Annotated in this window: 14 protein-coding genes; 7 read left to right on the top strand and 7 right to left on the bottom strand. The window is 61.0% G+C overall.

Annotated elements, in window-relative coordinates:
* Positions 1-99: 99 nt before the first annotated feature.
* The 5 genes from LG31_RS0112245 to LG31_RS0112230 all read left to right on the top strand — a co-directional run bounded on the left by LG31_RS0112245 (position 100) and on the right by LG31_RS0112230 (position 5,905).
* The gene (locus LG31_RS0112245; RefSeq protein ID WP_033114753.1) at positions 100-1,596 is read left to right on the top strand and encodes an aldehyde dehydrogenase; all 1,497 of its coding nucleotides are present in this window, start codon (positions 100-102) and stop codon (positions 1,594-1,596) included.
* 125 nt (positions 1,597-1,721) lie between these two features.
* Positions 1,722-1,892: a hypothetical protein gene (locus tag LG31_RS21435; RefSeq protein WP_005341999.1), complete on the top strand. Its 171-nt coding sequence runs from the start codon at positions 1,722-1,724 to the stop codon at positions 1,890-1,892.
* Positions 1,893-2,005: 113 nt separating this feature from the next.
* Complete coding sequence (gene rarD / locus LG31_RS0112240) at positions 2,006-2,908, top strand: EamA family transporter RarD (protein WP_033114752.1); 903 nt, start codon at positions 2,006-2,008, stop codon at positions 2,906-2,908.
* A 142-nt stretch (positions 2,909-3,050) separates the two neighbouring features.
* Positions 3,051-4,670, top strand: a complete 1,620-nt coding sequence (locus tag LG31_RS0112235; RefSeq protein WP_033114751.1) for a methyl-accepting chemotaxis protein — start codon at positions 3,051-3,053, stop codon at positions 4,668-4,670.
* A gap of 125 nt (positions 4,671-4,795) precedes the next feature.
* Positions 4,796-5,905, top strand: a complete 1,110-nt coding sequence (locus tag LG31_RS0112230) for a YeeE/YedE thiosulfate transporter family protein (RefSeq protein ID WP_193354228.1) — start codon at positions 4,796-4,798, stop codon at positions 5,903-5,905.
* Positions 5,906-6,034: 129 nt separating this feature from the next.
* Here LG31_RS0112230 and mgtA read toward each other — a convergent pair whose 3' ends face one another.
* The gene (mgtA, locus tag LG31_RS0112225) at positions 6,035-8,797 is read right to left on the bottom strand and encodes a magnesium-translocating P-type ATPase (protein WP_084059609.1); all 2,763 of its coding nucleotides are present in this window, start codon (positions 8,795-8,797) and stop codon (positions 6,035-6,037) included.
* A 510-nt stretch (positions 8,798-9,307) separates the two neighbouring features.
* Between mgtA and LG31_RS0112220 the strand changes: the two genes are divergently transcribed.
* Positions 9,308-9,598: a hypothetical protein gene (locus LG31_RS0112220; protein ID WP_033114750.1), complete on the top strand. Its 291-nt coding sequence runs from the start codon at positions 9,308-9,310 to the stop codon at positions 9,596-9,598.
* 371 nt (positions 9,599-9,969) lie between these two features.
* On the opposite strand, the gene ompA is transcribed toward LG31_RS0112220, so the two are convergent.
* The 6 genes from ompA to ilvG form a co-directional block, all read right to left on the bottom strand.
* Positions 9,970-11,061: a porin OmpA gene (ompA, locus tag LG31_RS0112215; protein WP_033114749.1), complete on the bottom strand. Its 1,092-nt coding sequence runs from the start codon at positions 11,059-11,061 to the stop codon at positions 9,970-9,972.
* A 232-nt stretch (positions 11,062-11,293) separates the two neighbouring features.
* On the bottom strand, positions 11,294-12,814 hold the full coding sequence (ilvA, locus tag LG31_RS0112210; protein ID WP_033114748.1) for a threonine ammonia-lyase, biosynthetic: 1,521 nt from the start codon (positions 12,812-12,814) through the stop codon (positions 11,294-11,296).
* Positions 12,815-12,936: 122 nt separating this feature from the next.
* On the bottom strand, positions 12,937-14,778 hold the full coding sequence (gene ilvD, locus LG31_RS0112205) for a dihydroxy-acid dehydratase (protein ID WP_033114747.1): 1,842 nt from the start codon (positions 14,776-14,778) through the stop codon (positions 12,937-12,939).
* Positions 14,779-14,922: 144 nt separating this feature from the next.
* Entirely contained in the window at positions 14,923-15,867 is a 945-nt protein-coding gene (locus LG31_RS0112200) for a branched-chain amino acid transaminase (RefSeq protein WP_005342010.1), read from the bottom strand.
* Between the two features lie 12 nt (positions 15,868-15,879).
* Positions 15,880-16,158, bottom strand: a complete 279-nt coding sequence (ilvM, locus tag LG31_RS0112195; protein WP_033114746.1) for an acetolactate synthase 2 small subunit — start codon at positions 16,156-16,158, stop codon at positions 15,880-15,882.
* Complete coding sequence (gene ilvG, locus LG31_RS0112190; protein ID WP_033114745.1) at positions 16,155-17,801, bottom strand: acetolactate synthase 2 catalytic subunit; 1,647 nt, start codon at positions 17,799-17,801, stop codon at positions 16,155-16,157. Before ilvG ends, ilvM begins: the two co-directional genes overlap by 4 nt.
* A gap of 384 nt (positions 17,802-18,185) precedes the next feature.
* On the opposite strand from ilvG, the gene LG31_RS0112185 reads away from it, so the two are divergent.
* Positions 18,186-19,700, top strand: coding sequence for a YifB family Mg chelatase-like AAA ATPase (locus LG31_RS0112185; RefSeq protein ID WP_033114744.1), 1,515 nt, complete (start codon positions 18,186-18,188; stop codon positions 19,698-19,700).
* Positions 19,701-19,761 lie beyond the last annotated feature (61 nt).

The raw sequence follows: 19,761 nt of genomic DNA, 5'->3' as shown, positions 1-19,761 counted from the left end.
TCAATGTTTAATGAATTGTTACAGAATGGATTTACAAGCGGCAAGATGTTTAGCATATTGATACGCGGATAGTGACTTTTGCCGGTTCAAGGAGTGAACATGAGTGACCTGACCCTAGCCCAGTGGCAACACAAGGCCTCCCACCTGACCCTGCCCTCGCAAGCCTTTATCGACGGCAGCTATCGGGATGCCATCAATGGCGCCACCTTCGACTGCATCAACCCGGCCAACGGCAAGCTGCTGACCAAAGTGGCCGCCTGCGACGCCGCCGATGCCGAGTTGGCGGTACAGGCCGCTCGTGCCGCATTCGATGACAAGCGCTGGAGCGGCCTGCCACCGAAACAGCGCAAGCAGATCATGCAGCGCTTCGCCGAACTGATGCGTCTCAACAAGCTGGAGCTGGCGCTGCTGGAGTCGCTCGACATGGGCAAACCCATCGGCGATGCCATGGGCTATGACGCCCCTGCCGCTGCCAACTGCATCGCCTGGAACGCCGAAGCCATCGACAAGATCTACGATCAGGTCGCGCCGGTCGAGGAGTCGGCACTGGCGCTGGTGACCCGCGAACCACTCGGGGTGGTCGCCGCCATCGTGCCGTGGAACTTCCCGTTGGTGATGGCCTGCTGGAAGCTGGGCCCGGCGCTCGCCACCGGCAACTCGGTGATCCTCAAGCCTTCTGAAAAGTCCCCCCTGACCGCCCTGCGTATCGCGGGACTGGCCAAGGAAGCGGGCATTCCGGACGGTGTGTTCAACGTGCTGCCCGGCTTCGGTCACACCGTGGGCGAGGCGCTGGCCATGCACATGGATGTGGATTGCATTACCTTCACCGGCTCCACCAAAATCGGCAAACATCTGGTGGAGTGCTCCGGCAAATCCAACCTCAAGCGCGCCTTTATGGAGTGCGGCGGCAAGAGCCCCAACATCATTCTGGCTGACGTGCCCGATCTGGACGCTGCCGCCAGAAGCGCGGCCGGCGCCATCTTCTACAACCAGGGCGAGGTGTGTACCGCCGCCTCCCGGCTGCTGGTGCAAAACAGCATCAAGCCGCAGTTCATGGAGCGACTGCTGGCCCATGCCCGCGAGTGGATCTCGGCCAACCCGCTCGACCCTGCGACCCGCATCGGCGCCATGGTGGATCACATCCAGATGGAGCAGGTGCTGCGCTATATCGAGATTGGCAAGCAGGAGGGAGCCAAGCTGCTGCTGGGAGGAAACCGCACCAACACAGTGAGCGGTGGCTTCTATATCGAGCCCACCATCTTCGACGAGGTAACCCCGCAGATGCGTATCTTCCGCGAGGAGATATTCGGCCCGGTGCTGGCGGTGACCGGCTTCGATACGCTGGGGGAGGCCATTGCGCTGGGCAACGACACCGACTACGGCCTGGCAGCGGCGATCTGGACGGCGGATCTCAACAAGGCGGTCAAGGGCTCACGCGCGCTACGCGCCGGAACAGTATTCGTCAACAACTGGGATGGCGGCGACATGACCATGCCGTTTGGCGGCTTCAAACAGTCCGGCAACGGTCGCGACAAGTCGCTGCACGCGCTGGAGAAATATACCGAGCTGAAAAGTACCTGGATCCAGCTCGAATAAGGGCATAAATAGCCATCATCATCAGCAAGGGGGGAGAAATCCCCCCTTTTGCATTTCGGTCTTCCATCAGACGGCACAATCGATATAATCATCAAATAAGCAAGCCATTAAATATAAAGACAAAAATGCTATTTTTTCTGGGAAGTGTCCTGTTTCTGGTGATCGGTTTGCCCCTGCTGTTCTTCGTGCTGGGGCACGGCGAGGCCTACGTGACCTGGGGCCCCTGGATCTCCGCTATCGCCCTGATGCTGTGGCTGCTGATGGATGTGGACAAGATCCGCCGCGGCAAAGGCTGATCCCCCTCCTCCCCCCGACTTCGCTTTATTCGCTTCTTTCCCCGTACAAGGATCGCTACACTGATTTTTTGCGATGTTTTTCCAACATCCGCACTCCAGTGAAGGCTATCTGCATGTCGCAACAGACCGAGCGCGAGGGGATCATCTACGCCCTGAGCGCCTATACCCTTTGGGGCATAGCCCCGATCTATTTCAAAACCATTGCCGCCGTGCCGGCCATCGAGATCCTCACCCACAGGGTGATCTGGTCCTGCGCCCTGCTGATGGTGCTGGTACTGCTGGGCCGCCAGTGGCACAAGGTGCAGGCGGTGCTGCGTCAGCCGAAAGTGCTGCTTACCCTCGCCTTCACCTCCTTCACGGTAGGGGGCAACTGGCTGCTCTTTATCTGGGCCATCAACAACGGCCATATGCTGGATGCCAGCCTCGGCTACTACATCAATCCGCTGTTCAACGTGCTGCTGGGCATGCTGTTCCTGAGCGAGAAGCTGCGCCGCCTGCAGTGGTGGGCGGTCGCCCTCGCCTTTATCGGGGTGGCAATCCAGCTTATAGCCTTCGGCTCCCTACCCTGGATCGCGCTGGTGCTGGCGTCGAGCTTCGCTCTGTATGGTCTGGTGCGCAAAAAGCTGGCCCTCGATGCCCTCACCGGCCTGCTGCTGGAAACGCTCATCATGCTGCCTGCGGCGGCTTTCTACCTGTGGGGCATCGCCGACAGCCCGACCAGCCACATGACGGAGAACGGCTGGCAGCTCAACCTGCTGCTGATCGCCGCCGGCGCCGTCACCACGGCTCCCCTGCTCTGCTTCACCGCGGCGGCAACCCGGCTCAAGCTCTCCACCCTGGGTTTCTTCCAGTACATAGGCCCCAGCATGATGTTCATTCTGGCCGTCACCCTCTACGGTGAGGCGCTGGCAATGGACAAGCTCATCACCTTCGCCTGCATCTGGAGTGCGCTGGTGATCTTCACGCTGGATGGACTGCGCAACGGCAAGACCAAGCCTGTACCGGCCAAAGAGTAACCCCTGTCATCCCGCCCCGGCCGTCGTGCCGGGGCAAACCTCACCCGCACAACTATTCGCGCCACATCACGCCAGTCACGATTGAATCGCCCTCCTGATAATGAAGCTATGCTATCCATGAACAACACCGCATGGAGGCATCATGTTCAGGCAAATTCACGACCGTTCACTGCTCTTTAGCCAGCTGCTTGGGGTGCTGGTCATTATCGTACTGATATCCATCAGCTTTTTTGGCCTCTATTCGCTCAGAAGTGCAGCCGACCAGATGGGGCAAGGCAAGGACGTGGTGGCCGACATCCTGCCACCTCCGCTCTACCTCATCGAATCCCAACTGCAGGTCTATACCCTGCTCCATGCCAAACCGGAGGAGCGGGAGGGGTTGCTGCAGACTCTCGCACGCCTGCAAAAGGAGTTCGAAGAGCGCAACCGCTTCTGGCAGGAGAGCAACCTGAACGAACCGCTCAAACAGCTGCTACTGGGTGAGCAGAAACAGCAGGGGGAGCGCTTCTGGCAACTGCTCAATACCCAGTTTGTTCCCGCTATCAAAGCAGGTGATATCGCAACGGCCACCCGCATTGCGACAAACCTTCATGCCATCTACAACGCTCACCGCCTCGGAGTGGATGCTACTGTCACCAGTGGTAACCAATATGCCGCCGCGCAAATGACTCATCTCGTCGATACCACCCGCCTCTGCTACGGCTTGCTGCTCTGTGCCGCACTGATCGGCATAGCCCTTATCTTCGGCCTCGGCCTGCCGACCCAGCAACGGTTGCTCGCTGCAGGCAGGGCAACAGCCGCCATCGCCGAGGGAAAGTTAACCGTGACAATGCCGGAGCCAGGACGAGATGCCATCGGCGACCTGATTCGCCAAATAGGCGCAATGCAAGGCCAACTGGCCACGCTGGTCTCCTCACTGCAACGCAGTGCTACTACGCTGGACGAACGGGCCATCATTCTGACAACTACAGCGCAGCGACATTCCGATGACAGTCTGACCCAGGTAGATACCGCCCGACAGATAGAACAGGCTATCGAGCAGCTCACACATTCAATGGGTCAAGCGGATGAACAACTGCACCATGTCAGCGAGCTGACCCGGCAATCAGCTTCCCGAGCCGCCGAAACCGCTCAGGTCATCCACGCTGTCGAGAAGGTCATAGACGAACAGGCAACCGGTGTGAAACGGGTCTCAAGTACCATTTCAGATCTGGCCAGTCTCTCGCAACAGATCTCGGGACTGGCGGGCGCTATCCAGTCCATTGCGGAGCAGACCAATTTGCTGGCTCTTAACGCAGCGATTGAAGCCGCCCGGGCGGGAGAACAGGGGCGCGGCTTTGCCGTGGTGGCCGATGAGGTGCGCTCTCTCGCCACCCGTACCGGCAGTGCCACGACCGAGATCAACACCATCATCGACCGAATCCAGAGTGTCAGCCTGCGGGCCGTTAGTGAAATGGATACCGAACTGGGCAGGGTTGGCGAAGCAATTGAGCACGCAGGCATGGCGCACCAGAGTGTGGCAGGCATTGAACAGAGCTGTGGTGACGTGGGTCACCGCATTACCCAGGTCGAGCAACTGATGAGCGAGGAACGGCAATTGATCCGGGAGATCACCGAAAAGGTTGGCGAGATGTCTCATCTGGCGAACGAGGTCAATCAAAGTGCCAGCCTTGCTGCCGAGGAGGCAGAACAGGTCGCCCAGCACGCACACATCCTTACCAAACAGACCCGTCATTTCCATCTCGACACCCAGCAACGCTGAGCCCCCAGCCGGCCATAACAGACACCTCCACCCATTTTTTCAATCACTGGCAAAATGGGTGGTGTTGGGCTCCATGAGGGAATAGGATCCGCCCCTCCAATAACCAACTACAAGGATCAACTGGCATGAATCGAAAATGGTCGCTCCCCATCGTGGCAATCGCGGGGGGAGCGTTACTCTGGCTCGGCAACACCTTTGGTATGAAATGGGCCCTGATGGCCCTGATCGGATTCGGCTTCGGCTTCACCCTCTCCTTCAGCCGCTTCGGCATCGTCTTCGGTTGGCGCGAAATGCTGACCAAGCGCAACAGTTACTATGTGCGGGTTCACCTGCTCACCATCGCCATCGAAATTCTGCTGTTCACCACCTTCCTCTCCTTTAGCCACGCCCTGTTTGGCGATGCCATGGTGGGTAACGTGATGGCTATCGGCATTCCTTTCATCGTCGGTGCCTTCCTGTTCGGCATCGGCATGCAGCTGGCAGGCGTCTGTGCCACCGGCACGCTTTATTGCTGCGGCGAGGGGCAACCCCGCTTCTGGCTGGTGCTGATCTGCTACGGCATCGGCACCCTCATCAGCAACCAGTTCCGCCCCGAGCTGGAGGCCACCTTCTCCAGCCATGTAGTGCTGGCCAAGGATTTGACCGGCAATATCTGGAGCGGCATGCTGCTCAACCTGGCGCTGGTCGCCGCGCTGTTCCTGCTGTTTCGCAAGAGCGAACTCAAGCGTACCGGCGAACTCAAGCCCCTCTTCAGCGGCGGCAACCTGTTCTGGCGCGATGGCCGCTTCACCGTGCTGACCGGCGGCATCATCATCGCAGTGCTCAACTCCACTGTCGTCGCCCTGCACGGCTCGGCCTGGACCATCACAGGCGCCGTCTATGACATGGCGCTGCGCGGCGCCTCTCTGTTCGGCCTGTTCGAGGGCAGCCCCAAGCTGGCCCAGCCGCTCTTCATCAACCCCATGGTCGGCATGTTCTGGCTCGGCATTCTGGGGGCCATGCTGGCGCGCTGCATCAGCGGTGGCGGTAACTTCGCCCCGATGCGGATCGGCAACAGTCTGGCATCCATCCTCGGCGGCCTGCTGATGGGGATGGGCGCCATGTACAGCGCCTGCAACCTCGGTGGCTTCTTCGATGGCACTGCCTCCGGCAGCCTGCACGGCTGGGTCTGGATGCTGATGGCCCTCGCCGGCAGCCTGATCGGCATTCGCCTGCGCCCGCTGTTCAAACTCTGAGCCACAGACCTGCACTCGCTGCCAAGGGAGTCGGGTCACACCAAATAGAGAGAGCCAGTCCGCTTGCGCGGGCTGGCTCTCTTTTCTCTGTCGCGACGGGATCACCCCGACCCTTTAGCTAGCACGTCATCAGAACCACTGACCGTGGCGCTTGATGTAGATGCTCTTGACGGTCTGGGTCAGCCCCATGTAGGCCAGCATGGTGATCACCAGCCACATGAAGTACTTGGGCCCATCCAGGGTGATGAAGCCGAAGTGCTCAGCCACAGGCGAGAAGGGCAGGTAGCAGCCTATGGCAATGGCGATCGAGGTGGAGAGCAGCACCGGCAAGGTAGCGGTACTCTGCAGGAACGGGATCTTGCGGGTACGCAGCATATGCACCACCAGAGTCTGCGACACCAGCCCCTCGATAAACCAGCCGGAGTTCATGATGGCTTGACCGTTGACCAGCGGATCCATGCTGCCGTTGGCGGTGGCATAGAGAGCGCCGGCACCGAACACGAACCACATCAGGCAGTAGGTGCTGATATCGAATACCGACGAGGTCGGGCCGAGCCAAAGCATGAAGCGCTTGATGTTGCTCGCCTCCCACTTGCGCGGCCGCTTGAGGAATTCGGGGTCCATCTTGTCCCACGGCAGCAGCATCTGGGAAACGTCATACACCAGATTCTGGATCAGCATCTGCATCGCCAGCATGGGCGCCCAGGGCAGCCAGGCGGAGGCCACCAGCACCGAGAAGACGTTGCCGAAGTTGGAGCTGGCGGTCATGTTGAGGTACTTCAAGATGTTGCCAAAGGTCTCGCGCCCCTTGATCACCCCCTCCTCCAGCACCATCAGGCTCTTCTCCAGCAGGATGATGTCGGCAGTCTCCTTGGCGATGTCGGCACCGCTATCCACCGAGATCCCCACGTCCGCATCCCGCAGTGCCGGTGCATCGTTGATGCCGTCACCGAGGAAACCGACGGTGTTGCCGTTGGCCTGCAGCGCCTTCACCACCCGCGACTTCTGCAGCGGGGTGAGCTTGGCGAAGATGGTGGTCTGTTTGACCGCCTCGCACAGCGCCACGTCGTCCATCCCTTCGATATCCTTGCCGAGCAGCGGCACGCCGGGCTCCAGCCCCACATCGCGGCACACCTTGCTGGTGATGATGGGGTTGTCGCCGGTCAGCACCTTGACCGCCACGCCATAGTCGTTCAGCGCGCGGATGGCCGGTGCAGCCGAATCCTTGGGCGGATCGAAAAAGGTGAGGAAGCCGCGCACTACCAGATTGACCTCATCACTGGTGCGATAGCTCTGCTTGCGCTCGCCCGCCGGGATCTCGCGAGTTGCCACGATCAGCACCCGATACCCCTCGGCATTGAACTCCTCGCTCTGGCGCAGCAGGGCACGGCGATCGGCGTCGGTCAGTGCGCGGATCTCCTTGCCATCGGCGATCTGGCCGGAGACGGCCAGCATCTCTTCCACTGCCCCTTTGGAGACCATCAGCTGCTGGCCCAGATCGTCCTGCACGATCACCGACAGGCGACGACGCACGAAGTCGAACGGCAGCTCGTCCACCTTGCCGTAGTTGGCCGGCTTGCAGCTCTCACCCAGGGCATCGGCGTGTTCGATCACCGCGATGTCCATCAGGTTCTTCATGCCGCTCTGGTAAAAACTGTTGAGCCAGGCCAACTGAAGGATCCGGTCGTCCCGATTGCCACGCACGTCGTAATGGTGCTCGAGGATGATCTTGTCCTGGGTCAGGGTGCCGGTCTTGTCAGTGCAGAGCACATCCATGGCACCGAAGTTCTGCACCGAGTTGAGCCGTTTCACCACCACCTTGCGCTTGGCCATCGCCACCGCGCCCCGCGCCAGATTGGCAGAGACAATCATCGGCAGCATCTCTGGGGTGAGGCCCACCGCCACTGCCAGCGCAAAGGTGAGTGCCGACATCCAGTCGCCACTGCTGATGCCGTTGAGCATAAAGACAATGGGCACCATCACCAGCATGAAGCGGATCAGCAGCCTGGTGACGCTGTTTACGCCGCGATCGAAGCTGGTCTCGATGCGCTTGTGACTCACCACATTCCGGGCCAGCGAACCGAAGTAGGTATCACTGCCGGTGGCCACCACCACGGCGCGGGCGGTACCGCTCACCACGTTGGTACCCATAAAGCAGATGTTGGGCAGATCGAGCATCCCGCCATCGCAAGCACCGGTGCCTTCCGCCGACTTGCCGGCCACAGCGCCCAAAGTGTCGTACTTCTCAACCGGCAGAGCTTCGCCGGTCAGCACCGCCTGACTGATGAAGAGGTCGCGCGATTCGATCAGCTTGATGTCGGCCGGGATCATATCCCCCGCCTGCAGGTGCACTATGTCACCGACCACCAGCTCGGTCATCGCCACCTCCTTACGCTGGGGGGTCGCCCCCGGCGAGGGGCGGCGCTGCACGGTGGCGGTATTGCGTACCAGTGACTTGAGCGCCTCAGCCGCCTTGGCAGAGCGATACTCCTGCCAGAAACGGAGCAGGCCGCTCAGGCTGACCATCACACCAAGGATGATCACCTTGACCCAATCCTCGTCACCCGGTTCGGCCATCAGCACGTCCATCACGTAGCTGACCAGCCCCAGCGCGATCAGCACCATTACAAAGGGGTTCTTGAACGCCTGCAGCAGCTGGATCAGCGCATGGGGTGGCTTGTCGTGATTCACCTCGTTGAGACCGAACTCGGCCAGCCGGTTGGCTGCTTCGGTCGCGGTCAGGCCGTCAATATTGCTGCGCACGGCGGTGAGGGTGTACTCGAGGGATTTGTCGGCCTCGTCGAGCACCCGGGAGGAGATTTTCTCTCTCTGCGTACCCGGTGCAACAAAACCCTTCTGCTTGTGCCGGCTGGCTGTATGTTGTTGTTTCATTACTCTTTATCCTGATTTTTACGCGCAGGAAGGCCCCGTCGCGGGCTTGGCCTGGCGTCAGTACTGATATCGAAGGCTGTGAACCCAACACGCTGCGGGTGCGCTCGATCGCCGCGCACGGGGCGGCCCGTCAGACAAATGTCTGCCGTCGCGCTAACCAGCATGGTTGAGTCAGATCAGGGGTCAGGACACCGCATCCCGTCCCCGTAGGGGGATCAGGAGTGGGGAGGCGTGGACCCCGAGGGTCGAGGTTTGGGCTCTTCGGTCATCGGTTTTCCTCCGAGTTTGCCAGGGCACATGGCCGGATACGGGTATCCGCCAGCAGTGCCAGTAGTGCCAGTAGTGCCAGTAGTGCCAGTAGTGCCAGTAGTGCCAGTAGTGCCAGTAGTGCCAGTAGTGCCAGTAGTGATGATGAAAATCAGGATAACAATTGCGAACTACAAGATAATGGCGCGAGTCAAATAATGTCAGGCGTGTTTCATTTAGCCATTCACAGAAAAATGACAGGCCATGAAATATATTTCAGCGGAAAACAAAAACCACCAAATATATATTTCACACAAACCCAAGATATATTTATTCGCAACCACGCCTATCGAAAACAGAGCCGTTTTCAATATGGTGGAATTCATCTTGTTCTTCGACGCCCGCTCGCCAACGGCCAGTCAGATGCTGCTCGACGGCAACACGGACTTGCGGCGCAACAGGGGCGACGATGAAGCGTGCGATTACATGATTCGCGAGGCGGTGCGGCTCGCAGATGAGCGGAACAATCCGGTTTGCAACGACAATCCCTGTTAAAACGGGCCCTTGGCTGTTGCGGGAGTCAGTGGTGACTCATTGAAATGCTGCACTCTAATGCTACGTTCGAGCAATCAGAGTGAGGAGGAAAGAGAGAATATTCGGCCTCAGCTCTGGTAAACCCGCATCGCGATTTGCAATCGGCTACAACTGTCGCAGTCCATAATATTCATCCATCTGTTGATAACACGCAGGGATTCTAACCAAAAGGCTCTGCGGGAGCAAAGTTTAAATCGATATTTTTTCATCTATTTATTTACCTCCCATATCACCGATATTTTCCATATCGAAAATATTCGCTGATTCATTGCCTTGTACTACCCGTTATCCATAAAGAACGGGAGGCCAGGCCTCCCGCTTTTCTTGCCATCTTATTGAGCCGGATGGGAAACCCCTTCCAGATGGACTTCGACCCGGCGATCCGGCGCCAGACAGGCGATCAACGCCTGTTTGGAGTGACTGGCGCAGTTGCTGCCGGTTACCGGATTGGCCTTGCCACGCCCCTCAACCCGAACCTTGTCGGCATAGAGTCCCTTGGCCACCAGATAGCTGGCCACACTCTGGGCCCGCTTCTCGGAGAGGGCGAGGTTGTAATTGTCGGAACCGATGCGGTCGGTGTAGCCGATCACGGTGGCCACCCCGTCCTTCGGATTGGCTGCCACGATCTGGTTGAACAGGGCGTCGAGCGCCTCGCTGGCAGCCGGTTTAAGGGTCGCCTTGTTGAACTCGAACAGCACGTCGGAGCTCAGGCTGAACTCCTTGGGTGCCACCACCACAGCCGGGGCCGGGGCGGCAACTACCGGAGCTGGAGCCGGGGCTACCTCCCCTTGCTGGCCGAAACGATAGAGCATGCCAAACGCCAGCAAGCCATTGTCCAGCTCGATGCCTGAACGATCGATGGAGGTGTCGCCCAGTGGGGTAGTATATTGGTACTCCAGACGCGCCGCCCAGTTCTGGTCGATGGTGTACTCGGCACCCAGTGCCCCGACAAAGGCGGCACCATGTTTCTTGCCGGTATCGCTCGCGCCACCAACGCCGATCTTGCTATCCGTCCAGGCATAGCCACCACCCAGACGACCATAGAGATCAAGAGTGTTGGTCGCCGGGAAGCTGATCTTCATGGTGGCCTGTACCAGCTGGCTCTTCGCCTCGCCATCGAGTGCCGTCGCACCGCTGCCACCGCTCATCTTGTACTTGCCGAGCCAGTCATAGCCCAGTTCAAAACCGAGGTTGGGATTGAGCTGGTAACCGGCGAATGCCCCCAGCCCCAGATCGTTCTTGTCCTCACTGTTGTTGCCTACAGCATTGAAGGCACTGGCGATATCCTGGTTTTTATCTACACCGTAGTAGTTGGACCAACCGGCCTTGCCGCCGGCATACCAGGTGTTGTCCTGAGCAGCCGCCTGCACGGCGCCCGCAGCCAGCAATCCGCCGACCAACACGGCAAGCATCGATTTATTCATGTTCAGCCTCTGCAATAAGTCGTTTAGGCGCCTGAATGCGCACTCTCCCTGTGTGAAGCCGTCAGGCGGCCTCGCCGCATTCAGGTTATCCCATCCACTGCCAGCCTCAAATGACCAAGCCATCAGGAGTGTGAACTTGCCTGCATTATCTGTGCTAAAAACAGCCAGTTAGCGGCCTGCCAATAAAAAAGGGAGGCCGACGCCTCCCTCCTTCTTCATCGCGATCGTGCCATCAACTGGCCAGGAACAGTCGGTAGGCGGGGTCGTCGCTCACCTCTTTCCAGCCGTAGCCAATCTCGCGCAGGTAGTCGTGGAAGGCGGCAACGTCCTCGTCCGGCAGCTCGAACGCGCAGAGCACCCGGCCGTAGTCGGCACCGTGGTTGCGGTAGTGGAACAGGCTGATGTTCCAGCGACAGCCCAACGTCTCCAGAAAGCGCATCAGGGCCCCCGGCTGCTCCGGAAACTTGAAGCTGTAGAGGCGCTCACCAAGGGGCCGGGCCGGGCGACCACCAATCATGTAGCGCACGTGGTTTTTGGCCAGCTCGCTCTCGGTCATGTTGACCACCGGATAGCCGTTGCCACCCAGCTGATCGATGATCTGGCCGAGCTCCTCGTCACCGCCGGTGAGGCGCACCGAAACAAACAGCGAAGCCTGGGCCGCATCCGCATAGCGGTAGTTGAATTCGGTCACCATACGGGGCCCGAGCTGACGGCAAAAGTCGAGGAAGGCCCCCTTGCGCTCGGGGATGGTCACCGCCAGCATGCCCTCGCGCTTCTCGCCAATCTCGCAGCGCTCCGACACGTAGCGCAGGCTGTGGAAGTTGACGTTGGCACCGGAGAGAATGGCCGCCATCCGCCCACCCTTGACCTGCTCACGCTCGCTGTAGGCCTTGAGGCCCGCCAGCGACAGGGCACCCGACGGCTCGGCGATGGCGCGGCAGTCGTCGAAGATATCTTTCAGCGCGGCGCAGATCTGGTCATTGGAGACGGTCACCACCTCGTCCAGATACTGGTTACAGAGGCGGAAGGTCTCCTCACCGATGCGCCTGACCGCCACCCCGTCGGCAAACAACGAGACGCGCTCCAGATTGACCGGCTCGCCCGCCGCCATGGCCGCCTTGAGGCAGGCTGAGCCTTCCGCCTCCACCCCGATCACCTTCACATCCGGCAGCAGCTGCTTGATATAGACCGCCACCCCGGCGGCCAGACCACCGCCCCCCACCGGCACGAAGACGTGGGTGAGGTGAATGTCCTGATCCAGCAGCTCCTTGCCGATGGTGCCCTGCCCGGCGATCACCTCGACGTCGTCAAACGGCGGGATCAGGGTGTAACCCTCCAACTCGGCGAGGCGGCGGCTCTCGGCATAGGCCTCGTCGAAGCTGTTGCCAAACAGCATGACGTTGCCGCCCTGACGACGCACCGCGTCGATCTTGATGTCCGGTGTGGTCTTGGGCATCACTATGATCGCCTTGATGCCGAGCTTGGCCGCCGACAGGGCGACCCCTTGCGCGTGGTTGCCGGCGGAGGCGGCGATGACGCCGTGATCCTTCTGTTCCTGAGTCAGGGTGGCGATCTTGTGGTAGGCGCCGCGCAGCTTGAAGGAGTGGACCGGTTGCAGATCCTCCCGCTTCAGACTGACGTGGTTGCCGAGCCGCTCGGAGAGTTTTTTCAACGTTTGCAACGGGGTCACCCGCGCCGCCTCATAGACGGGAGAGAGCAGCACCTTGCGTAGATAATCAGCCGCAGAGACCATGACTTACTCCCCCAGCATCAGGCGGTCGCGCCACACCAACCCTTTGTCGGCACTCTTGTCGAAACACAAGCTGAGGCAGGCAAATAGGGTCGACGGCTGATATTTCATATTGGAATTCATCTTTATTCCCCCAGCATCGAACGATCGCGCACCGCACCTTTATCGGCGCTGGTGGCGAACATGGCATAGGCGCGCAGGGCAAAAGAGACCTGACGCTGACGATCGAGCGGCTTCCAGCCTCGAGCTTCCACGGCGACGCGGCGGGCGGCCAGCACGCTGTCGGCCACTTCCAGCACCATGCTGCGAGCCGGGATGTTGATACTGATGATGTCACCATCCTCCACCAGACCTATGGTGCCGCCGGAAGCGGCCTCCGGCGAAACGTGGCCGATGGAGAGGCCTGAAGTACCGCCGGAGAAACGGCCATCGGTGATCAGGGCGCACGCCTTGCCGAGGCCCATGGATTTGAGATAGGTGGTGGGGTAGAGCATCTCCTGCATGCCGGGGCCCCCTTTCGGCCCTTCGTAGCGGATCACCACTACCTCGCCCGCTTTCACTGTGCCGTCGAGGATGCCGTTCACCGCGCTCTCCTGACTCTCGAATACCCGGGCCGGACCACGGAAGGTGAGGTTCTCTTCATCCACCCCGGCGGTCTTGACGATGGCGCCGTTGACCGCGAGGTTGCCGGAGAGCACGGCGAGGCCGCCCTCCTGGCTGTAGGCGTTGTCCAGCGAGCGGATGCAGCCCTCGGCACGGTCCAGATCCAGCTCCGGCCAGCGGCAATCCTGACTGAACGCCTTGGTGGTGCGGATCCCGGCCGGGCCTGCGCGGTAGAAGTCCACCACCTCCTGACTCGGCTGACGGCTGACGTCATATTCATTGAGCTGTTCGACGAGAGAGCAACCCAGCACAGTGCGGGTATCGCCGTGTACCAGACCCGCTTTTTCCAACTGGCCCAGAATCGCCACCACGCCACCGGCGCGGTGCACATCTTCCATATGGTACTTCTGGGTAGAGGGCGCCACCTTGCACAGCTGCGGCACCTTGCGGGACATGCGGTCGATATCGGCCATAGTGAAGTCCACCCCGGCTTCCTGCGCCGCCGCCAGCAGGTGAAGCACGGTATTGGTGGAGCCGCCCATGGCGATATCCAGCGCCATGGCGTTCTCGAACGCCGCCTTGGTGGCGATATTGCGCGGCAGGGCGCTCTCGTCATCCTGTTCATACCAGCGCTTGGCCAGCGTCACGATGCGCTGACCCGCCAGCTTGAATAGCTGCTCGCGATCGGCGTGGGTCGCCAGCATGGAGCCGTTACCCGGCTGGGAGAGGCCAAGCGCCTCGGTCAGGCAGTTCATGGAGTTGGCGGTAAACATGCCGGAGCAGGAGCCGCAGGTGGGGCAGGCACTGCGCTCCACCTGTTCGCTCTGGGCGTCGGAGACCTTGGGGTCGGCACCCTGGATCATGGCGTCTACCAGATCCAGCTTGATGATCTGGTCAGAGAGCTTGGTCTTGCCCGCTTCCATCGGGCCGCCGGAGACAAAAATGACCGGGATGTTGATGCGCAGTGCGGCCATCAGCATCCCCGGGGTGATCTTGTCGCAGTTGGAGATGCAAACCATGGCATCGGCGCAGTGGGCGTTGACCATGTACTCCACCGAGTCGGCAATCAGCTCCCGCGATGGCAGGGAGTAGAGCATGCCGCCGTGGCCCATGGCGATGCCGTCATCCACGGCGATGGTGTTGAACTCCTTGGCAACGCCGCCGGCGGCTTCGATTTCGCGCGCCACCAGCTGGCCCAGATCCTTGAGGTGAACGTGGCCCGGCACGAACTGGGTAAAGGAGTTGACCACGGCGATGATGGGTTTGCCGAAATCCTGATCGGTCATTCCGGTGGCGCGCCACAGGGCACGGGCCCCGGCCATGTTACGTCCGTGGGTGGTGGTGGCGGATCTCAACTTCGGCATTGTCTCTACTCCCTGAATGCCCATATGGGCTCGATGCGTTATGCGGTGATGATTCGAGTGGATCGGAATCGATCCTGGTGAAGGCTCTACTGGGCAGCCCTCACCGGAAGCGACTCGGGGAGGCATGACGCCTCCCCTCTGCACTCAGTCGTTAACTGGCGTCAACCAGCCCCACTTGTCTTCGGTCTGGCCGTTGAACAGGCCGAAGAAGGCGTTTTGCAGTTGCTCGGTCACCGGGCCACGGCTGCCAGCGCCCACCTTCATCCGATCGACGGAGCGCACCGGGGTCACTTCGGCGGCGGTGCCGGTCATGAAGATCTCATCCGCCACATAAAGGGCTTCGCGGGGCAGCGCCTGCTCGCGCACCTCATAACCGAGGTCGCGAGCCAGCGTCATGATGGTGTCACGGGTGATGCCGGGCAGGATGGCGGCGGTAGCGGGCGGGGTAAACAGCACACCGTTCTTCACCAGGAACAGGTTCTCCCCCGCCCCTTCGCTCAGGTAGCCGTTCACGTCCAGCGCTAGCCCCTCGGCGAAGCCGTTGCGCTTGGCCTCGCGGCTGATCAGTTGGGAAGAGAGGTAGTTGCCGCCGGCCTTGGCGCCGGTGGGAATGGTGTTGGGCGCGAGCCGATTCCAGGAGGTGACGCACACATCCACCCCGTTTTTCAGCCCCTCTTCCCCCAGATAGGCGCCCCACGGCAGGGCAGCTACCATCAGGTCGGCCTTGGCATCCAGCGGCGGATGCAGCCCCAGCCCCACGTTGCCGACAAAGGCCAGCGGGCGCAGGTAGCCGCTCTTCAGGCCGTTCTCGCGCACCACGGTGCGGCAGGCTTCATTCACTTCGGACTCGCTGTAGGGGACGTCCATCCAGTAGATCTTGGCGGAGTCGAACAGGCGGCGGGTGTGCTCCTGCAGACGGAAGATGCAGGTGCCTTTGGGGGTATCGTAGGCGCGTACCCCCTCGAACACCGAGGAGCCATAGTGCAGGGCGTGGCTCATCACGTGCACCTGGGCATCCTGCCAGGGCACAAGTTTGCCGTTGAACCAGATGTATTGGGGGTGAGTGGCGGATTGGGAAGGCTGTGACATTGGCTTGGCTCCTTAAGCTCTGATCCGGGGTTGCTGTTCCAGTGCATCGACCCGGGAGACGTCCACCAGCTTGACCAGCTGGCTCCACAACTGCTGGATGGGACGCACCGACTCGACAGTAACCGTGATCCGCAGCTGTTGGCAATCCTGCTCCATATTAAGGGCGCAGAGATTGAAGCCGCGGTGACGCACCACCCGCAGCACCCGCTCCATCACTTCGGGTCTGTGCTGGGCGTGGATATGCAGGGTGTGCTGTGCAAATGCTGGCTGGGCAAGGGTGTGCGGATTCATGGGCGTTGCTCCATCATCTTGTGGTTGGCGACTCCCGGCGGAACCAGGGGCCAGACGTTTTCTTCCTCTGAAATAGCCACATGCAGCAGATAGGCACTCTCGCTCTTCAGCAGGCGGTCGAGGGCACCGGCTATCTGCTCCTTGCATGTGATGGTCTCGCCCGGAATGCCGAAGGCGGCAGCCAGGGCGACGAAATCGGGATTGTCGGAGAGGATGGTCTCGCTGTAGCGGCCGTCGAAAAACAGCTCCTGCCACTGGCGCACCATGCCGAGGCGCTGGTTATCCAGCAGCACCATCTTCACCTTGAGCTGGGCGCGGCGGATGGTGCCGAGCTCCTGCACGTTCATCATGAAAGAGCCATCACCGCTCACCAGCACCACTTCATCCTCCGGGCGCGACATCTTGGCGCCGATGGCGGCGGGCAGACCGAACCCCATGGTGCCGAGACCGGCACTGGAGAGGTGATTGCGCGGGCTGGTGAAGCGCATGTGCTGGGCTACCCACATCTGGTGCTGGCCCACATCGCAGGCGACCACGCTGCTCTCCGGCAGCCGGGCAGAGAGCTGCTTGAGCAGGGCCGGGGCGTAGATGGCCTGACCCGGATGGTCGTAGCGAAACGCATATTCGCGGGCCATGGCGGCGCAGTGTTCACGCCAGGGGTCAATCGAGAGGGACATGGCGAGGGCGGGCAACACCCGCTTGAGATCCGTGGTGATCCCCACCTCGGCGGCACGGCGCTTGCCGAACTCGGCGGCGTCCACATCGAGATGGATCACCTTGGCCCCGGGGGCAAACTCCTCCAGCTTGCCGGTCACCCGATCATCGAAACGGGCACCCACCACCAGCAGCAGATCGCTCTGCTGCACCGCATAGTTGGCAGCCTTGGTACCGTGCATGCCGAGCATGCCCAGATAAACAGGGCTATCGGGGTCGAGCGCGCCAATCCCCTTGAGGGTGGTGACCGCAGGCATGCCGGTGACGGTGGCAAAGTCGCGCAACTGCTGCTCTGCATTGGCCATGCCCACTCCTCCACCGACGTAGAGCACCGGGCGCTCGGCGGCGGCGATCAGGGTGCGGGCGGCGGCCAACTCCGAGGGGTTGAGGGCTTCCGGCTCTTCCACCGCAAACAGCGGGCTCTGGGTAGGCACGGCGGCCAGCTGCACATCCTTGGGCAAGTCGATGAGCACAGGACCCGGACGCCCTTCGGTGGCGATGGCGAAAGCCTCTGCCAGCACCCGCCCCAGATCGGCGGCATCGGTCACCATGAAGGAGTGCTTGGTGCAGGAGAGGGACATGCCGAGCACGTCGACTTCCTGAAATGCATCGGTGCCGATGGCGGAACAGGGCACCTGACCGCTGATGGCCACCAGCGGCACAGAATCGAGCAGCGCCTCCGCCAGACCGGTCACCAGATTGGTGGCGCCGGGGCCGGAGGTGGCGATGCAGACGCCCACCTGACCGGAGGCGCGGGCATAACCCACCGCGGCCATGGCAGCGCCCTGCTCGTGGCGGCAGAGCTGATGGGCCAGACCACCGTCATACAGGGCATCGTAGACCGGCATGATGGCCCCACCCGGGTAACCAAACACCTGGGTCACACCCTGTTTTTTGAGAGCCTGTACCAAAAACTGCGCGCCGTTCATGTGGAAAATCCTGTCCTTTGGTCGAAAAAAAACCCCCGAGCTGTGAGGCTCGGGGGTCGCTTGTTTCGTTCTGTCCGGTGGTAGGTCTATCCCTTGTTCCGTGCAGCTAAACGAGCCCCGAGCGGTGAGATAATAATCACCACTAGGACCACAATAATGCTGACGAAACGGGAGGCCATGTTCATAGTTACAACCGGAAATCCTGTGAAATTGGGGCGATTTGCACCGCGAATGGCTATTAGAACTAGCACGGTGATTTTTATTGGGCAAGGCTTTTTTCTGTGACAACCCACTGATTTTGGCTATTCCTCAGCCGAAACTCTGGAATAAAAAACCAACAATGAGCAGTTAGTCAGAACATATATCAACTCAAGGACGGGATTTATGTCATTAGCTGTGGTTTATAGCCGTGCCAGCCTCGGGATCGCGGCCCCGCAAGTTACAGTGGAAGTCCACCTCTCCAACGGCCTGCCCGCCTTCAACATGGTCGGCCTGCCGGAAACCTCGGTGAAAGAGTCGCGGGATCGGGTGCGCAGCGCCCTGCTCAACGGCAATTTCGAGTTTCCGAGCAAACACATCACCGTCAATCTGGCGCCCGCTGACCTGCCCAAGGAAGGCGGCCGTTTCGATCTGGCCATTGCCATCGGAATTCTCGCAGCTTCAAAACAAATACCTGCAAAATACCTGCTCGATCACGAATTTTTAGGCGAATTGGCCCTGACCGGCGAAATTCGCCCCGTGCTCGGCGTGTTGCCCGCCGTGCTCGCCTGCCGGGATGCGGGGCGCACCCTGCTGGTGCCGCGGGAGAATGGCCCCGAAGCTTCCCTCATTCAGGATGCAGAGGTGCGCACCGCTCACCAGTTGCTGGCCGTCACCGCCTGGTTGGCAGGCCAATACGAGCTGCCACTGCCGGATCAACAAAACGCGGAGAGTCTGCCCGATGTACCGGATCTGCAGGATGTGATCGGCCAGTCACAGGCTAAACGGGCGCTGGAGATTGCCGCCGCCGGCAGCCACAACCTGCTGTTCATCGGCCCGCCCGGCACCGGCAAGAGCATGCTGGCGAGCCGTCTGCCCGGCATTCTGCCACCGCTCAGCGAGCAAGAGGCGCAGCAGACCGCCGCCATCCACTCCATCGGCGGCCTCACCCCGCGCGCCGGTCACTGGCACCACAGACCCTATCGCACGCCGCACCACAGCGCCTCGGCGGTGGCGCTGGTGGGCGGCGGCAGCCACCCGCGGCCCGGCGAAATTTCGTTGGCCCACAACGGGGTGCTGTTTCTGGATGAATTGCCCGAATTCGAGCGCAAGGTGCTCGACTCACTGCGCGAGCCACTGGAGACGGGCCACATCACCATCAGCCGGGCCGCCCGTCAGGTGGATTTCCCCGCCCGCTTCCAGCTGGTGGGCGCCATGAACCCCAGCCCCTGCGGCCACTATGGCGACGGCCAGACCCGCTCCAGCCCGGATCAGATCCTGCGCTACCTCGGCAAGCTCTCCGGCCCCTTTCTCGACCGCTTCGACCTGACTGTGGAGGTGCCGCTATTGCCCAAGGGGAGCCTGACCGGCAAGGCGGAGCGGGGGGAGTCGAGCCAGCAGATCCGCGATCGGGTGCTGGCGGCGCGGGAGCGCATGCTGAGCCGCAATGGCAAGCTCAACAATCTGCTGGATAGCCGTGAAATCGAAGAGATTTGCCGATTATCAGCGCAAGATGCCGAATTTCTGGAGAATGCCATCCAGAAGCTGGGGCTCAGTATCCGGGCCTGGCACCGCATCCTGCGGGTGTCTCGTACCATCGCCGATCTGGCGGGACAACCGGCTATCGGCAAGGAGCATCTTATCGAGGCGCTCGGTTATCGCGCCATGGATCGGCTGCTGTCGCGACTACGCAGCAGCTGACAGAAGGGAAAGGATGAGTCCGCCCTCCATAACGGCTCTTAATGGTCTCACGGGCCATCGG

Origin of the sequence: Aeromonas lacus, assembly GCF_000764665.1 — a bacterium.
In the GTDB taxonomy this organism is placed as follows: Bacteria; Pseudomonadota; Gammaproteobacteria; order Enterobacterales; family Aeromonadaceae; genus Aeromonas; species Aeromonas lacus.
This window is presented reverse-complemented; position numbering and strand designations above follow the sequence as displayed.

What these genes read in the sequence shown, in the direction of transcription:
- LG31_RS0112245 (WP_033114753.1), top strand. Translation starts at nt 100, where the DNA reads ATGAGTGACCTGACCCTAGCCCAGTGGCAACACAAGGCCTCCCACCTG.
- LG31_RS21435 (WP_005341999.1), top strand. Translation starts at nt 1,722, where the DNA reads ATGCTATTTTTTCTGGGAAGTGTCCTGTTTCTGGTGATCGGTTTGCCC.
- rarD (WP_033114752.1), top strand. Translation starts at nt 2,006, where the DNA reads ATGTCGCAACAGACCGAGCGCGAGGGGATCATCTACGCCCTGAGCGCC.
- LG31_RS0112235 (WP_033114751.1), top strand. Translation starts at nt 3,051, where the DNA reads ATGTTCAGGCAAATTCACGACCGTTCACTGCTCTTTAGCCAGCTGCTT.
- LG31_RS0112230 (WP_193354228.1), top strand. Translation starts at nt 4,796, where the DNA reads ATGAATCGAAAATGGTCGCTCCCCATCGTGGCAATCGCGGGGGGAGCG.
- mgtA (WP_084059609.1), bottom strand. Translation starts at nt 8,797, where the DNA reads ATGAAACAACAACATACAGCCAGCCGGCACAAGCAGAAGGGTTTTGTT.
- LG31_RS0112220 (WP_033114750.1), top strand. Translation starts at nt 9,308, where the DNA reads ATGAAATATATTTCAGCGGAAAACAAAAACCACCAAATATATATTTCA.
- ompA (WP_033114749.1), bottom strand. Translation starts at nt 11,061, where the DNA reads ATGAATAAATCGATGCTTGCCGTGTTGGTCGGCGGATTGCTGGCTGCG.
- ilvA (WP_033114748.1), bottom strand. Translation starts at nt 12,814, where the DNA reads ATGGTCTCTGCGGCTGATTATCTACGCAAGGTGCTGCTCTCTCCCGTC.
- ilvD (WP_033114747.1), bottom strand. Translation starts at nt 14,778, where the DNA reads ATGCCGAAGTTGAGATCCGCCACCACCACCCACGGACGTAACATGGCC.
- LG31_RS0112200 (WP_005342010.1), bottom strand. Translation starts at nt 15,867, where the DNA reads ATGTCACAGCCTTCCCAATCCGCCACTCACCCCCAATACATCTGGTTC.
- ilvM (WP_033114746.1), bottom strand. Translation starts at nt 16,158, where the DNA reads ATGAATCCGCACACCCTTGCCCAGCCAGCATTTGCACAGCACACCCTG.
- ilvG (WP_033114745.1), bottom strand. Translation starts at nt 17,801, where the DNA reads ATGAACGGCGCGCAGTTTTTGGTACAGGCTCTCAAAAAACAGGGTGTG.
- LG31_RS0112185 (WP_033114744.1), top strand. Translation starts at nt 18,186, where the DNA reads ATGTCATTAGCTGTGGTTTATAGCCGTGCCAGCCTCGGGATCGCGGCC.